Here is a 15,207-nt window from a genome sequence, read left to right on the forward strand (position 1 = left end):
GCGTTTTTACCTTTTTTATTTAGATTTTTTATTTATATATTTCTTCAAGCTTTTCGCTTGGACTCTTTTCAAGCTTTTTCCGTAAAAAGAAGAAGTCAGACCCGTTCTCAAGCGCCATCCCTGCAATTGCAGTTGCGCCAGGGCTTGCAAAAAAGCCTGTTTTTGGGAATTGTATTAATCACTGTGCTAGTAGATCTAGCTCCCGAATCCCGAAAAACTGCAGATTTCAGGAGAGTAAAAATGGCAAACTGCTCCAGAAAACTGCAGATACGGAAAGGTTTAGAATGGCAAAATGATTCGGGGAGGAAAATGCCGTTTTGCGAACAAATCAAGTAAATTTGATTTGCTATTTAATAAAAATACGTTTTTATACATAAATATTTCGCATATAGTAGAGAATTTAGATAGAAAATAAGAAAAATAAAACAAGTAAAAGTGAAAACATAGTTATATAATAAGAAGAAAATAGCCAGAAATAAATAACTCTATTGTTGGGAGATTACCCAATATGTCACATTTAATAGTTCCAGAACACGTTCTGGATGATATTAATGAGTTTATACGTACAAATTATACGAATTTTCATCATTCTCTGCCACACTCCTTAATTATTTCTCAAGCTTTCTGTCTAAGGTTTAAAGAATATGGAAATGACTTTGGTGTATCTGTAATAGCCGATGCTGTAGAATATGTAAAAAAATCATCAATAGAAAACAAAAAAGTTAAGCCGGAAAAAGAAAAGCACGATTACTGAAATTGTTTTACGGATACAGGGAAATTACAGGGCAAGCACACTTTGAATCATTTGAAAAAGAAGAAGAAGAAGAAGAAGAAGAAAAAGAAAAAGAAGAAAAAGAAAAAGAAGAAAAAGAAAAAGAAGAAAAAATGGAAGAAATTAAAGAAATAATCCATAATTTTGCGCTGGAATTTTTCAGGGATGATCAAGGATAATTATATTGATTTGTGGCCTGGCAAAAAAGCGGATTGGTAAAAATGTGTTTCCTACGCCGTTTGAGACCAGAGCCATGGTCTTATCGGTTTTCACAATTCCTGTCCTGTATTTTTGTCCGTAATAAGAAGGCACATACGGCGCCCATAACCCGAAAAATGTAATCTGCCCGCCATGAGTGTGACCGGAGAGGACAAGATCGATTTTATCTGTGGTCAATTCTTCAGCCAGATCGGGTGTATGTGAAACAAGAATCACGAAATCATTTTCTTCAGCATCTTTTACCAGCGGGTCAACATAAGGCTCAGAGTTAAAATACCAGTCCGTACTCCAGTCTACGCCTGCAATTTTGATCTTATCTTCCCCAATCTCAAGCCATTCCGCCCTGTTGCTCAAAACAGTGATCCCTGCATTTTCCATGCATTTTACCGTGAGATTGTAATCTGTCCATTCATCGTGGTTTCCCGTAACTCCGAAAATCCCCATATCTGCTTTGAGTCTCGAAAGCTCTTCAAAACAGGGACCAATATACCCCACATCACCGGAAACATAATCGCCGCCCAGAATAATAATATCCGGTTCCAGATCATTTACTTTTCTTACCAGGTCTGCAACTCTTTCCCTTTCGAAATACGGGCCGTGATGGATATCGGAAATGAAGACTATTTTCTTGTCCTCGAAATTTTGCGGCACATCACTGTCGCTAATTGTGGTTGTTTTTTCGTTTATCCAGTAAGGCTCAATAAAAATATAAACGAAAAATGCTGCAAGACATACAAAAATTATTACGAAGATTTTTACAAGTTTCAGAAGTTTCTTTTTTAAATTTTTCATAATATAACACGTACCCTTTTGCCTGTTTGAAAGAAAGAATTTGTAACAACATTCAGAAGACAGAAAGAAGACGGAAAGAAAAAGGAAATAAGGTGGAAAGGCGGAAAGAAGACAGAAAGAAAACGGGAAAGATGGAAAGAAAGCGGGAAGAAGACGAAAAGAAAATGGAAAGAAAGCGGAAAGAAGACCGGAAGTTATGGGAAAAGCAAAAACACCTTGTCAGGGCTGTTAAATAATCCTGAACTGGAAGGTGAAACAATCCCTTGCATGATAATTCAGTGGTTTTGCCCGGTTCACCCTCGAAATACGGGATTATTTTGAGCAAAACCATTGATTATGCCAGACATTGATTATGCCAGACGTTGATTATGCCAGCTCCAATGCTTTATTCACGCATTCTTTATCATTTAATGTTTTATTCTTTCATGCCTTTTAACAGAACAACCACTACCGATAGAGCTACAACCACTATCACGATGCTCAGTATGGTATTTCTGTTCTTATCAGACCCGGCTTTTTTTGCGAAATCCCCCAGTTGAAATCCGTCAGTGGACCTGCTTTCAGAGGGGACCTGATCGCTCTCTTCTTCCAGTACCTCCTGAGTGGTATTGCCCGTTATCACAAACGACGCATACCCTGGAACTTCTGAAGTGAAGTAAAGATATTCATCGCTCTCTCCTGTCAGTTCGGTGGATAGGGGAACCCAGACCTTTTTCTCATATCTGTTAAGCGTTATGGAAGCCGGGACTATGTCCATTTCCCGGACCCATTCTTTATTTACCCTGAAGCCCAGGGCACGGTTATCTATTTTGTTTGAGGTCGAATATCCTGCGTTTCCTACCCAGACATTAAAGGATTTGTAAACTTCGTCATCAGGCAGTTCCGATACAAGGACGGATTTTTCCTTTAACTGCTCAACAATGGTTGTGGTCCTGCCTGCGTTTTCGACTGCATGGAAGGCAACATAAACAACACAGGTTGCATTGTTTTTAAATTCAAACCTGACAGTTTCACCGCCTGAAATGGTTGCCCGGGAAATCTCTTTTGCTTCAACATTTCTCGGAGGCTCAGGAGATACGCCGCCTCCACCTCCACCGCTGCTACTTCCGCTGCTTCCACCACTGCTGCTTTTATTGTCATCAGGTGTCAGAGAGGGACTAGGATCCGGGGTGGGAGTTGGTGTAGGGGTTGGTGTGGGAGTTGGCGTGGGGGTTGGTTCGGGAGTTGGAGTTGGTGTAGGGGTTGGTGTAGGAGTTGGTGTAGGAGTTGGCGTGGGGGTTGGTTCGGGAGTTGGAGTTGGTGTAGGGGTTGGTTCGGGGGTGGGAGTGGGCTCAGGGTCCGGAGTAGGAGTGGGCTCAGGATCCGGAGTAGGGGTCGGCTCGGGAGTAGGCTCGGGATCCGGAGTGGGGGTCGGTTCAGGCGTTGGTTCAGGAGTCGGAGTTGGCTCGGGGTCCGGAGTGGGGGTCGGCTCAGGCGTTGGTTCAGGAGCCGGAGTGGGTTCGGGGTCCGGGGTGGGAGCCGGCTCAGGGTCTGGAACGGGATCTGGCTCAGGAGCCGGTTCGGGATCTGGTTCGAGAGTCGGCTCAGGATCTGTCTCGGGCGCAGGTTCTGAAGAAGGTTCAGGAGCAGGCGCGGTGTCATCATCTGAAACCGCCAGAGGCCCGTTATCAGCATAAAAAGCTGCAGCAACCGCACCGACGGCAATAACCTGAAGTGCAATGGCTACTGTAAATAAAATGGAGAATATTCTTTTTGCAGTCAGAATAACACCCCTATATTTTTGAATTCCGTTATGTTCGCACTATATAAATTAATATTTATTTTTTCCTCATATAACCGCTGGTTCCACTACATGGATTTTCACTTCCAGTGGTATGTAAAAAACGCTTCAGTTTATAGTCTTAATGAATGAAAAAACTGTAAATTTCTCAGTTAGATTTTTGATGTTAGTTGTTTTGTTTGAGAACCACTATCGATTAGTCTTAGTATATCAGTATGTTGTTTACTTTCAATCCTTGTTTTAATGGATCTTGCTCGCGAAAATTTGGGGACGAGTAATTATTTCGTTGAGTGTGAATGGACCCTCTGATGCGTATCAATCACCATGGATATCTGGCCATTTTTGCTTTTGCCTTTCTTACAGCTTCTGCCAGCCTTTCCATGCTCAGGAAACCACTCTGACTGAGAACTGCACCGAGATATCCATCATTTTGATTGAACACAGGGTAATGTAATGGGTCCATTGTATACCAGCTAACATTTATTTCTTCTGGATAGCCTGTCTTTTTTATGTTCATGCTTATTCACGTTTTATAGTTCACGTCCGTGAACTACCACTCAGCTAAAGACTGAAAGCTTCCTGTTTCATTCCTTCCTCTATCGAGGGTAAGTCTACAGGCTCTATTGGGAAGAAAATACGTTATTGAGTGATGGACATTTTTCTTCTAGCATAGGAAATGTCAAAGGAACCAGCAGAATATTATATACGGAATCAGGGTTTAAGTTGAAGCTTATATCCCGTGAGCTAAAGGCTCAGTGATTTTACGCGTCTTCATATAAATATGAGCAAAATCTGTGAAACAATTTTTCATAAAAATAAGAACCCCTTACCACTTTTTTACTTACCAATATACATATAAGGAAAGCATACCAAATTTTGCACCTAAGTGGTATTATGCCGGATATGCTCAGAGGTATTACGATTGATGACGTGACAACACGGGACATGGATGATGCAATCTGGGTGGAAGTCACGGAAAATGGGGGCTGGCACGTCGTGGTCATGATTGCGGACGTCGCAAAGGTCGTTCCGAAAAATTCAGAGCTTGATAGATTTGCGATGTCTCGGGTCGAGACCAGGTATTATGCAAACGGCAACAGCCCGATGTTACCCAGGCGGCTCGCAGACGGGAAGCTATCCCTATGGCCGGGAGAGGAGAAGTATGTCCTTGCCGTGGATATTATCCTCAATAGAGATTTGTCGATCCTCGAAACAGGGCTTTTACGGACTATAATGACAAGCGAAGCCCGGCTAGCATTCTCTGACGTCCCCCGTATTCTCTCTGATAGAGAGCACCCACAGCATGCTCTCATCAAGCTCATAAGCCAGCTCACAAGCGGCCTTTTAATGCAGCGCCGCAGCCATGGAGCGCTCGCATTCTACGACCTGGGGAGGGGGCTGGTGACGAGTGAAGAAGGGTCGGTGCGGCAGTTGAGATGCAGAGGGGATACCATAGGTTACGTTATCATCCAGGAGCTGATGATTCTCGCTAACATGGCCATAGCAGAGTATGCGGTCAGAAATGACATCCCTATTCTTTTCCGTAACCATACAGCCCGGAGTGCCACCCCTGAGCGGGAGAACTTGCTGAAGTTGCTCGAAAGCATGGCTTTTATCCCTGAGGTAAACATAGCTGCCGTCAGGCATACCACGTACATGATGCTCAATAGAGCAGAATACGGCCCCGTAATCATGGGCCATTTCGGACTGAACCTCGGAGCGTATACACACTTCACCTCACCCATCCGAAGGTATGCTGATCTCGTGAATCACCAGCAGATCCGTGCATACATCCGAAAAGAGCCCTTACCCCATTCTAAAGAAGAGATTCAGGCAATTGCATCGCATATCAACATGAGGCACATCGAAAACGACAGGGCTAAAAGCGAATACATGAAGGAAAAGGCATATAAAGAAGCTGAGTTGGCTATCCGGGGTAATCGGATCGAAGATGCAAACGATACAGACTTCGAGCGCATCACCAAAGTACTGATCCGGGAGGGTAAAGACTGCCCCGAGGCTTATTTCGATGCCTTCCTGAAACGCCTTGCCAAGCTGCCGGTTATCTGCGCAGGGCTGGTACTCCTGCAAGCTCCTGATGGCGAAAAATGGACTGAGCTTAAAATAGCGCTGCTGGAGGATATCGCAACCGCGCCTCAGAAAGCCGTCTCGGTCTTCGACATCGCACAACATATATCGGGCTGGCAGATGCCAGTATACGAAGTGATAGAAACTACCCGAAGCAACCTGCCGGCATTCACTGCCATGAGTGCAATTAGAATCGGTGACAGAGAGTACCGGTCCGCTGCATACGAAGACCTGACAAAGAAAGGTGCCATGCAGCAAGCGTCCGCAGGTCTGCTAGCAACTATTCTGGGCTTACCTGCTCCTAACTTGAAGATCAAGGTAGAAGATTCGCCAGCCAGTCAGGAAGAAATAACAATTAACACGTCAAAAGACCCAACAATTAACACGTCAAAAGACCCGATCTTTGCCCTGCAAGAATATTGTCAGGCAAAAAAACTTCCCTTGCCAGCTTATTCCTTTGAGATGGAAGGCGCAACCAACAGGCCAATCTTCACCTGTACCTGTACTTTTGGCTCCTCGACCAGCACCGGCCAGGCAGGAAAAAAGCAAAGGGCCAAAAGGCTAGCAGCCAGAGCAATGATATACACTTTAGTGACAGGAAGTTGATGCCGGTTTCGAGGTTGTAGTGAAAACTACCATGGTTTTTTAATTTCAATCCTTGTTTTAATGGATATGCTCTCGAATAAAAAATCTCAGCAGTTTGTATTGATTCACGGAACAGATTACAGTTTCAATCCTTGTTTTTGTGGATCTTGATCGGGAATAGGAATAGAGAAGAGATCTTGATCTACGGAAGAGCAAAAATAGTAAGAGCAGTTGAGATCTGCAAAAAGCGGAAATGAATTAAGCCATATCCACCTCTTAAAATAAGGAATGTCTCTTCTGCCAGATGTCAACGTAAACCACAGGTATTTATTGATGCAAGTAAGTTATTAACTAATAATTATTTCTTACATAATTATTTCAAATCTATGGAAGTGAATAAATGGCAGAGGCATTAAATTCTGATAAGATAAAACCTTCTCCAACTCTTAACACTATTATTATGGTAGAAGATGCTATACAAAACAGCCCAAATAGTGTTATAACTATTCCGGAACTAAAAAAAGCGCTTCCTCGGCAGGTAAACCACAATACTTTAATGACTATTTTGGAATACCTGGAAAAAAGTAATAAAATAGCTGTTGGGTTAAGAGGGATAACCTGGATTCACAACACAAATCATAATTTAAGGAATGTTGCGATTTACGGACGCGAGCTATAAAACGTGAATGGCATGAAGCATGTAAGTGTAAGATTAACTCCCGAAGCTGATGAGGCATACGAATATCTGATAAGTAAGGCTTCGGACTCAAAGCAGGAAGAGACAATTCTTAATGCTTTTTATCAGAAAATAGAGTTAATAAAAAACGATGTTCATTATGGAAATCCAGTTGCTAAAAGATTAATTCCTTCAGAATATAAAACCAAATCTGCCGTCCTTCGGATCCGCTCCATGAAGACCCATAGCAGGGTAAAGCCACAAGGAAAAAAAGGTTCCTTGTTTGGGCTCTGACCCGGCGAAAGGTACTTTTTTGGGTTTGGATTAATGAGACTGTTTCAATCCTTGTTTTAGTGGATCTTGCTCGATAATTGCCAAATACGACCGCGTTTTGGGTCAATCTGAGTTTCAATCCTTGTTTTAGTGAATCTTGCTCGCGAATTTCCCGCGTTCTGCCAGGTCTCACAGCTTCTTATCTTTTCCCGGAAAACCCCCTCACTTACATTCTTTTTTTTGTGTCAGGTCGCTCGCTCCTGCGGCTCTGGATCAGCTTGTATATCAGGGCAAGAACTGCAATTGCTCCGGCTGCAATCGCGGCATATTTCGCCATTGCAAGGAGGACTGCCAACAGTATAAACAAAAATAAGAAAGTCCAAAAGTTCATTTTTTCATGTCTCCATAAATCGGGGTTTGTGTTTGTGTTTTCGCGTTAAGTCAATTGCAGCTTCAATCCTTATTTTAATGGATTTTGCTCGCGAATAATTATCTTCTTACTTTAGTTATCATTTTGTGATTTCTCTTCATACTTTTGTCTGCTTTTCTACATAATTTTATAGTAGTTTTAAATATTTTTGATAGTTTCATATTATTCCTCTTTTTTTCGCATTTTCAATTAATCTATTAATAACTGAATTATAGGATCCTTTTTTATACAATTTAACATTATCCAATAATTCTTCAATTTCTGAGTTAATTTCTATCTCTTCCAGTAGGATAATCTGTCTTTCAAGTATATGCTCAAGTATATGCGTTTCTCATACTTTGGCATGAAAGTGCTCTCAAGTACTTTCATTTTTTGGGCATGTTATTCGAAGAATATCATGTCTGTTTTTTGTGTTAAAGGTAGGTTATCGAAGGAAAGTTTCAATCCTTGTTTTAATGGATCTTGCTCGCGAATTTGATAGAAATGAGGTGATTGAACATTTGAAGAGGTTTCAATCCTTGTTTTAGTGGATATGCTCTCGAATCTGTTTCTCAAATTAATAGTTTGCTTCTCAATCAGCGTGTTGGTCTCGTAAGACCAAATGAACAAAAACTTCAAAAGTTTTTTGAAGTCATATTATTTTCTAATGAATTTTACGACTATTTTCAGGTAGCTTCAGATGGCGGAGACCAAGGTAATATTTCGCCAAATAAGATTAATGAATATGAAATCCCTCTCCAGCCTCTCACCATCCTAAAAAATTGTGGAGGATATCGAAGCCGGGCGGATGCTCGTCGAGTACGCCAAAATGCTGATTGAAATTTACGGGCAAAAAACTCAAAAGAACATCGCCAAACTTTGGGCAGAATAATTAAAATGCTATGAACATCCAACCATAACAATATGCTAATCTATAAAATCGTCTTTTTTGTCACAGCGGTTTCGCAGATTTTCAGCATTTTTTTCTCGTCTTTTAGCGGAGGCAGTAATTTCAATGAACTGCTCATCACCCCAGCCGGGTATACTTTTGCCATTTGGGGAGTGATAATCATGTTTTCAAGCATCTACGCGCTGCTGCATCTCTTTGGCACACGGACATTTTCAAGGCCGGTGTATCTCTGGCTCTCGTCGGTATACGTCTGTTTTACCCTCTGGCTCATGGCGGCTGAGCGGGAAATGCTGCTGTTGACGGTGCTCATTTTCCTCTTTATGTACTTCGCTTTGCTCAAGGCGTTTCCCCGACTATTGGAACAGGGTTTTGCGAATATCCAGGAGAAGTTATTCCTGCAGGGCGGAGTCGGGATGTATCTGGGGTGGTCAAGCGTTGCGGTGCTCGCTAATATCGGCGTGTATGCTTTTTCCTTTGGCGTCCAGAGTAGCTCCAAGCTCGGAATCTATCTTCAAATGCTCCTCGTGCTTCTCGCGGCGCTCTCTGCGGGCTACGCACTCTATCAAAGCAAGCGCAACGCCGTGGTGTTCGCCACCCACTGGTGGGCCTTTGTCGGGATTCTCGTGGGACTTTTTTCTAGGGAGCAGACCGAACTCCTGATCGCCTGGACGCTCGTCTGCGTTGTCGGACTGAACGTGTTTTATTTCAAAAAGCGGTTGAGATCTATAAAAAATTAACAATTGAATAAACCAAAAACAAAAACCATTATTATCGCCATTATTTCCTTTTTTGTAGTTGCCCTGGTAGGTTTGTGGCTCTTCGCTGTTTTGTGTGGGTTGAAAATAATTGCCTGGTTAAAATGTGTTCAGATCAAATTGAGAACATCAAGCTTGAATGTGATTTTCAACAACATCTGTTCCTATATTTTGTGCATGCTACTTCTACACCAGGAAAATTTAAGTTAACCATTCGAAACATTGAAGAGCCGTTTTGGAGCAACTATCAGATTCAGGTCACGTTTCAATCCTTATTTTAGTGGATCTTGCTCGCGAATTATTACTTGTACCCTGTAAATCTCTTTGATTCGAGGTTATAGTATTTTTTCCGTATGTCGAATTATCCATTCTTTTATTTCTTCAATTGACATCTCATTTTCTGTTGTAGCCACTCTAATTATGAATTCTATCATCTCTTCATCTGTAGACGTAAACCTGTATCCTCCATCTTCAATAATAAAATTCATGGCTTCATAACCAGTTCTTTTATTTCCATTGAAAAACGGATGTTTTGCAACAATAGTGTAGACTATTACAGCGGCATTTTCGAAAATAGTATTGGATTCTTTTATCAAATATTCAAACATTAATTCTAAAGTAGCTAAAGAACGTATTGCGGGTGTATAATCATCCGGATCTTTAAATTTATCGTAATCTATAACCTTTTGATGAATTTTCAAAATCTCAATTAAGCTGATCAAAACATCACTTTCTTCCAAGTGCATCTAAAATGTTTTTATCTTCTACCAGCTTCTTTTCTAACCAGGCATCAAAATCATTTATATGAGATTCCTTATGTCCTTGTTTTTCTTCTTTTGGAAACATAGGACTGTAATCTTCTTTCTTTTTAACTTCCCCAATAAGTCTCTTAACTACTGAATTATAAGACTCTTCGGGAGCTAACTTTAACTCTTTGAGTGATTCCTTTACATCCGGATCTATAGCTATAGTAGACATGTATTATAATATGTTATAATAGAATAAATAAATATACATTCAATTTACCAAGGTTGAATTTTTTGGATAGGCTCTCAACCCACTCTAAAAAATGAAGAGCCATCTTCTTTATTTATATCCCCAATATACTCACGGTATATTACGTACTTGCCATTTGCTTTCTTTATGCATCTAACCCCAAGCCCACTCTTCTTTATCATGGCTTTTCTTTTCTCGGCATCGGATTTATCAAGCCCAAAATAACTGAGTTCGTCGAGCATGTAGGTTTTACCGTTAAAGTTCCTGAAAGTTTTATGCATAGCGACACCGAAGCTATATCTTTTTTGAATGAAGAGTAAAGGCTGTCACTCACTTTCTTTAATCTGATATACAATTTCGCTTCCATCTTCCCCTGTTTTCCAGATACCGTCACTACCTATTATATAATCATCAGTTTCAGAAATGTCAGAATCGTGATCTTGTATTTCTTTAATTGCCTCACCAATTGTAATAGGTCCACTTGCATTATCCGGGATATGAATCAGTTCATCCAGTCCTTTTTTCGTGATTAATGCAAGTTTTTTCAGTGCTTCTATTAGAGTCATTTCTGTCATGGTTTTTATTCCTCCTTCCAGAAGTTCTTTTCTTATTCTGCTATAATACAGTTTAGGTCTCTTCCTGTATGTCTTGTATCTTCACACTTCCTTTCAGGATGTTATTACGCTCAAGATCAGGAAAAGAGTGACTTATCTTTTTTCAGCTCTCCCCTTTTCTCTTCCGGATGTCTCTAAGACTCTTTACCACACTTAGGATATACTATTGGCTGTTATAGAAGTTTCGATAAATATTAGTGTCGGACATCTACACAGGTCACAACACTTTTCGGATAGGCTCTTAATGGACCATGCTCGCGAATTCAACGGAAAAGGCGGTTTCGGTATCAATAACAAAAGCTTCAATCCTTGTTTTAGTGGATCTTGCTTGCGAATAGAAGTCCAAGTAGAGAACGGTCTCCAAATCCATTGTTTCAATCCTTGTTTTAATGGATCTTGCTCGCGAATTCTATACGAAAATGAAATATTGACTGATGAAAGTATGTTTCAATCCTTGTTTTAATGGATCTTGCTCGCGAATTATTAGGGTTGAGAGTTGATTTTATCATCCTCCCAGTTTCAATCCTTGTTTTAATGGATCTTGCTCGCGAATCTTTTAGTTCAGATTCCTGAATAGATAAAGCCGCAGTTTCAATCCTTGTTTTAATGGATCTTGCTCGCGAATCAATCATGGATATTTATGTGACTCGAATTTATGAAAGTTTCAATCCTTGTTTTAATGGATCTTGCTCGCGAATTGTTAGGACCGCACTTCTGGGCCTTGCGGGGTCTAGTTTCAATCCTTGTTTTAATGGATCTTGCTCGCGAATAATGATCTAAAAAACGCTTTTGCGCACTTAGTAAAATGTTTCAATCCTTGTTTTAATGGATCTTGCTCGCGAATATATTTGCAGGTGAGTGTTGCAGGAGTCCCAAAAGGTTTCAATCCTTGTTTTAATGGATCTTGCTCGCGAATAGAAGACAATGCAAGAGGAAATAATCGACACCCTCTTGTTTCAATCCTTGTTTTAATGGATCTTGCTCGCGAATTATGGGACGACACGACATTAGGCGCAGACGTGGAAATGTTTCAATCCTTGTTTTAATGGATCTTGCTCGCGAATTATGAAATTAACGTTTAAGTATGCTCCTGATTATACGTTTCAATCCTTGTTTTAATGGATCTTGCTCGCGAATTACCTATTGTGCATGTTTATATTGCGAATACTTTCAAGTTTCAATCCTTGTTTTAATGGATCTTGCTCGCGAATAAACCTTTTACGGACTATGGACACCGTGAAGTTCTGCAGTTTCAATCCTTGTTTTAATGGATCTTGCTCGCGAATAACTTAGTGGAGACTTTCCTCCCTAAATTTTTTAGGTTTCAATCCTTGTTTTAATGGATCTTGCTCGCGAATTCAACAGCGACCGAGCGCGGCCTCTGGTAACATTTTGTTTCAATCCTTGTTTTAATGGATCTTGCTCGCGAATGTATTTTGCCCTTGTGAATCTGGACAAGCAGATAGTTTCAATCCTTGTTTTAATGGATCTTGCTCGCGAATGAAAAGCACGCCAAGAGACGAGCAGCTCAGAAATTGTTTCAATCCTTGTTTTAATGGATCTTGCTCGCGAATCAAACTCTTGAATAATAGCATTTGGTATTTTTCCAGTTTCAATCCTTGTTTTAATGGATCTTGCTCGCGAATCGACATTACGGACCCTGAAATTGATGACCTGATCCAGTTTCAATCCTTGTTTTAATGGATCTTGCTCGCGAATACTACCGGGAATAGCGGTTTCGGTTGCTGTTAGTGGTTTCAATCCTTGTTTTAATGGATCTTGCTCGCGAATAATAATACCATTACTGGAAATTATCATGCGGGTAGTTTCAATCCTTGTTTTAATGGATCTTGCTCGCGAATAGACCCGAAGGGGCTCTACACGTCGAATACAACTAATGTTTCAATCCTTGTTTTAATGGATCTTGCTCGCGAATTTATCTGGCTCAGGTCGCCAGTACGGCGAAGTTGTGGTTTCAATCCTTGTTTTAATGGATCTTGCTCGCGAATTCTGAAATCCCAAAAACTAATACACCTAATAAATATTGTTTCAATCCTTGTTTTAATGGATCTTGCTCGCGAATGCCGGAGTTTCGTGGCAGGTGTAGTCGCCCAGGATAGTTTCAATCCTTGTTTTAATGGATCTTGCTCGCGAATGTGCGAGTTCAGCGACTATTATGGCGACATTTGTAAGTTTCAATCCTTGTTTTAATGGATCTTGCTCGCGAATAGTGGGGCCACATATTTCATAGCCTCGCCGAGCTGAGGTTTCAATCCTTGTTTTAATGGATCTTGCTCGCGAATGCAGGATAAATGCCCGGGTGTCACTGGTTGGTCGTGTTTCAATCCTTGTTTTAATGGATCTTGCTCGCGAATTCACTCCCTTTACCGCGTAACACCAATTTATTACAAAAGTTTCAATCCTTGTTTTAATGGATCTTGCTCGCGAATATTACTGATGTGGGCCAGGCAATGAGGAGAGGCCAGAGTTTCAATCCTTGTTTTAATGGATCTTGCTCGCGAATTGTTGATAAGGTGACCTGATGGAACTTCTAACTTGTTTCAATCCTTGTTTTAATGGATCTTGCTCGCGAATTTCAGGAAATAGTACAGAAGTTAGGGCAAGATTCTGTTTCAATCCTTGTTTTAATGGATCTTGCTCGCGAATGAGAGTGTGAGCTGCTACCAGGTTAGGGACAATGATGTTTCAATCCTTGTTTTAATGGATCTTGCTCGCGAATGAGAGTGTGAGCTGCTACCAGGTTAGGGACAATGATGTTTCAATCCTTGTTTTAATGGATCTTGCTCGCGAATAGCAAAGGTGTATAACATGCTTCTAACCGTAAAGTCGTTTCAATCCTTGTTTTAATGGATCTTGCTCGCGAATGCCCCGCCGGTGAGGGCAGCCCCACCGAACCCCATATGTTTCAATCCTTGTTTTAATGGATCTTGCTCGCGAATTCTTAACGCTAATTTTGACAATAATTCAGAGGATAGTTTCAATCCTTGTTTTAATGGATCTTGCTCGCGAATGATTATAATTTTGATACGCATCCGTTATTTGGCAATAGTTTCAATCCTTGTTTTAATGGATCTTGCTCGCGAATAAAGCCGAAGCAATCTACAACTTATTGAATCATACTTAGTTTCAATCCTTGTTTTAATGGATCTTGCTCGCGAATACAAATGCAATATCCGGCTGTTCGATGCAGGTGTAGTTTCAATCCTTGTTTTAATGGATCTTGCTCGCGAATTAGGAATAATAGCCGCCAGGAACAATAACTCGCATGTTTCAATCCTTGTTTTAATGGATCTTGCTCGCGAATCATGAGTACGTTACCGCCCCTGTTTTTTCATCAAGAGTTTCAATCCTTGTTTTAATGGATCTTGCTCGCGAATTACTGTAGAACTGACGGGGGAAACATGAGGAAAAGTTTCAATCCTTGTTTTAATGGATCTTGCTCGCGAATAGTATTACAGACCTCGAATCGATTGGCTGTGCATGTTTCAATCCTTGTTTTAATGGATCTTGCTCGCGAATTTTTCAACCTGCAATAATCTGTATTTTATTGTGTGCGGAGTTTCAATCCTTGTTTTAATGGATCTTGCTCGCGAATTGATTGGTTGGAATTGCTCTATACTATACTATACTAGTTTCAATCCTTGTTTTAATGGATCTTGCTCGCGAATAAAACGGTTCCCACTTACAGCAACGGAAATCTGGAGTTTCAATCCTTGTTTTAATGGATCTTGCTCGCGAATCAATCTGCTTGACCGACGTTCGCTTTTACAAGATCGGCGTTTCAATCCTTGTTTTAATGGATCTTGCTCGCGAATCGACTCACATACTGCAAGAATTCAGACTTTTATAAGTTTCAATCCTTGTTTTAATGGATCTTGCTCGCGAATGAAAGACAGTTTGCTGAAAAAATGGGCGAACTTGCGTTTCAATCCTTGTTTTAATGGATCTTGCTCGCGAATGGTCTGAACCCGATATGGACTATTTTTTCATTGGGTAAGTTTCAATCCTTGTTTTAATGGATCTTGCTCGCGAATTTCTTCGCGTGGGATCATATCGAAGACGAAGCGATCAGTTTCAATCCTTGTTTTAATGGATCTTGCTCGCGAATTAAAATTGTTTTTCTCGACAATAATATCTTAGCCGAGTTTCAATCCTTGTTTTAATGGATCTTGCTCGCGAATCCTGAATCATACGGAAGATTTGGGAAGACGAGAGAGTTTCAATCCTTGTTTTAATGGATCTTGCTCGCGAATTTGCTGTTTTCGCTGTGTCAGAGTATAGAGCCGATATGTTTCAATCCTTGTTTTAATGGATCTT

Annotated in this window: 16 protein-coding genes, 1 pseudogene and 1 CRISPR repeat array; of the genes and pseudogenes, 9 read left to right on the forward strand and 8 right to left on the reverse strand. The window is 40.8% G+C overall.

The genetic code is table 11. From position 1 onward, the window contains the following. The first annotated feature begins 508 nt into the window (after positions 1-508). A complete protein-coding gene (locus M886_RS17345; RefSeq protein ID WP_011032490.1) occupies positions 509-754 on the forward strand; it encodes a hypothetical protein in 246 nt (81 codons plus the stop codon). Positions 755-756: 2 nt separating this feature from the next. Beyond that, positions 757-951 carry a hypothetical protein gene (locus M886_RS18800; RefSeq protein ID WP_048038962.1) on the forward strand — a complete coding sequence of 65 codons (195 nt, stop codon included), beginning with the start codon at positions 757-759 and terminating at the stop codon, positions 949-951. On the opposite strand, the gene M886_RS17355 is transcribed toward M886_RS18800, so the two are convergent. Further along, the gene (locus M886_RS17355; protein WP_084685116.1) at positions 932-1,783 is read right to left on the reverse strand and encodes a metallophosphoesterase; all 852 of its coding nucleotides are present in this window, start codon (positions 1,781-1,783) and stop codon (positions 932-934) included. The genes M886_RS18800 and M886_RS17355 overlap by 20 nt on opposite strands. Before the next feature lie 92 nt (positions 1,784-1,875). Between M886_RS17355 and M886_RS18805 the strand changes: the two genes are divergently transcribed. Further along, on the forward strand, positions 1,876-2,019 hold the full coding sequence (locus tag M886_RS18805) for a hypothetical protein (protein WP_155397790.1): 144 nt from the start codon (positions 1,876-1,878) through the stop codon (positions 2,017-2,019). 179 nt (positions 2,020-2,198) lie between these two features. Here M886_RS18805 and M886_RS18145 read toward each other — a convergent pair whose 3' ends face one another. After that, positions 2,199-2,822: a PGF-pre-PGF domain-containing protein gene (locus M886_RS18145; RefSeq protein ID WP_080503019.1), complete on the reverse strand. Its 624-nt coding sequence runs from the start codon at positions 2,820-2,822 to the stop codon at positions 2,199-2,201. Between M886_RS18145 and M886_RS18810 the strand changes: the two genes are divergently transcribed. After that, positions 2,767-3,459 carry a hypothetical protein gene (locus M886_RS18810; protein WP_160173175.1) on the forward strand — a complete coding sequence of 231 codons (693 nt, stop codon included), beginning with the start codon at positions 2,767-2,769 and terminating at the stop codon, positions 3,457-3,459. The genes M886_RS18145 and M886_RS18810 overlap by 56 nt on opposite strands. A 423-nt stretch (positions 3,460-3,882) precedes the next feature. Here M886_RS18810 and M886_RS17370 read toward each other — a convergent pair whose 3' ends face one another. Then, positions 3,883-4,080 (reverse strand): hypothetical protein, encoded by a 198-nt coding sequence (locus M886_RS17370; protein WP_048037945.1) that lies wholly within the window; start codon positions 4,078-4,080, stop codon positions 3,883-3,885. A 98-nt stretch (positions 4,081-4,178) separates the two neighbouring features. Here M886_RS17370 and M886_RS18475 point away from each other — a divergent pair. From M886_RS18475 to M886_RS17385, 4 genes and pseudogenes are all read left to right on the forward strand, one after another. Further along, positions 4,179-4,290, forward strand: a pseudogene (locus M886_RS18475) (IS200/IS605 family transposase); the annotation flags it as partial. Positions 4,291-4,466: 176 nt separating this feature from the next. Further along, entirely contained in the window at positions 4,467-6,257 is a 1,791-nt protein-coding gene (locus M886_RS17375) for an RNB domain-containing ribonuclease (RefSeq protein ID WP_268745893.1), read from the forward strand. Between the two features lie 379 nt (positions 6,258-6,636). Beyond that, positions 6,637-6,915 carry a hypothetical protein gene (locus M886_RS17380; RefSeq protein ID WP_048039367.1) on the forward strand — a complete coding sequence of 93 codons (279 nt, stop codon included), beginning with the start codon at positions 6,637-6,639 and terminating at the stop codon, positions 6,913-6,915. A gap of 12 nt (positions 6,916-6,927) precedes the next feature. Further along, positions 6,928-7,206 (forward strand): hypothetical protein, encoded by a 279-nt coding sequence (locus tag M886_RS17385; RefSeq protein ID WP_235204010.1) that lies wholly within the window; start codon positions 6,928-6,930, stop codon positions 7,204-7,206. A gap of 205 nt (positions 7,207-7,411) precedes the next feature. Here M886_RS17385 and M886_RS18815 read toward each other — a convergent pair whose 3' ends face one another. Then, positions 7,412-7,552 (reverse strand): hypothetical protein, encoded by a 141-nt coding sequence (locus M886_RS18815; protein ID WP_160173176.1) that lies wholly within the window; start codon positions 7,550-7,552, stop codon positions 7,412-7,414. Positions 7,553-8,665: 1,113 nt separating this feature from the next. On the opposite strand from M886_RS18815, the gene M886_RS17395 reads away from it, so the two are divergent. Next, positions 8,666-9,241 (forward strand): hypothetical protein, encoded by a 576-nt coding sequence (locus M886_RS17395; protein WP_048047975.1) that lies wholly within the window; start codon positions 8,666-8,668, stop codon positions 9,239-9,241. Positions 9,242-9,594: 353 nt separating this feature from the next. Here M886_RS17395 and M886_RS17400 read toward each other — a convergent pair whose 3' ends face one another. The 4 genes from M886_RS17400 to M886_RS17415 all read right to left on the reverse strand — a co-directional run bounded on the left by M886_RS17400 (position 9,595) and on the right by M886_RS17415 (position 10,830). Beyond that, a complete protein-coding gene (locus M886_RS17400) occupies positions 9,595-9,999 on the reverse strand; it encodes a type II toxin-antitoxin system death-on-curing family toxin (protein ID WP_048044376.1) in 405 nt (134 codons plus the stop codon). Continuing rightward, complete coding sequence (locus M886_RS17405; RefSeq protein ID WP_011032502.1) at positions 9,986-10,237, reverse strand: DUF7557 family protein; 252 nt, start codon at positions 10,235-10,237, stop codon at positions 9,986-9,988. The genes M886_RS17400 and M886_RS17405 overlap by 14 nt, the downstream gene beginning before the upstream one ends. Before the next feature lie 74 nt (positions 10,238-10,311). After that, complete coding sequence (locus M886_RS17410) at positions 10,312-10,497, reverse strand: hypothetical protein (protein ID WP_226987681.1); 186 nt, start codon at positions 10,495-10,497, stop codon at positions 10,312-10,314. An 84-nt stretch (positions 10,498-10,581) separates the two neighbouring features. Further along, positions 10,582-10,830, reverse strand: coding sequence for a hypothetical protein (locus tag M886_RS17415; RefSeq protein WP_011032504.1), 249 nt, complete (start codon positions 10,828-10,830; stop codon positions 10,582-10,584). Positions 10,831-11,168: 338 nt separating this feature from the next. Next, positions 11,169-15,143: direct repeats of the CRISPR family, unit length 37 nt; unit sequence GTTTCAATCCTTGTTTTAATGGATCTTGCTCGCGAAT. Positions 15,144-15,207: the final 64 nt, after the last annotated feature.

This window comes from Methanosarcina soligelidi, from assembly GCF_000744315.1.
Taxonomy (GTDB): domain Archaea; phylum Halobacteriota; class Methanosarcinia; order Methanosarcinales; family Methanosarcinaceae; genus Methanosarcina; species Methanosarcina mazei.

Coding starts and splice junctions, on each gene's coding strand:
- M886_RS17355 (WP_084685116.1), bottom strand. CDS start 1,783: ATGAAAAATTTAAAAAAGAAACTTCTGAAACTTGTAAAAATCTTCGTA.
- M886_RS17405 (WP_011032502.1), bottom strand. CDS start 10,237: ATGTCTACTATAGCTATAGATCCGGATGTAAAGGAATCACTCAAAGAG.
- M886_RS17385 (WP_235204010.1), top strand. CDS start 6,928: ATGAAGCATGTAAGTGTAAGATTAACTCCCGAAGCTGATGAGGCATAC.
- M886_RS17395 (WP_048047975.1), top strand. CDS start 8,666: ATGTTTTCAAGCATCTACGCGCTGCTGCATCTCTTTGGCACACGGACA.
- M886_RS17410 (WP_226987681.1), bottom strand. CDS start 10,497: ATGCTCGACGAACTCAGTTATTTTGGGCTTGATAAATCCGATGCCGAG.
- M886_RS17370 (WP_048037945.1), bottom strand. CDS start 4,080: ATGAACATAAAAAAGACAGGCTATCCAGAAGAAATAAATGTTAGCTGG.
- M886_RS17380 (WP_048039367.1), top strand. CDS start 6,637: ATGGCAGAGGCATTAAATTCTGATAAGATAAAACCTTCTCCAACTCTT.
- M886_RS17415 (WP_011032504.1), bottom strand. CDS start 10,830: ATGACAGAAATGACTCTAATAGAAGCACTGAAAAAACTTGCATTAATC.
- M886_RS17345 (WP_011032490.1), top strand. CDS start 509: ATGTCACATTTAATAGTTCCAGAACACGTTCTGGATGATATTAATGAG.
- M886_RS17375 (WP_268745893.1), top strand. CDS start 4,467: ATGCTCAGAGGTATTACGATTGATGACGTGACAACACGGGACATGGAT.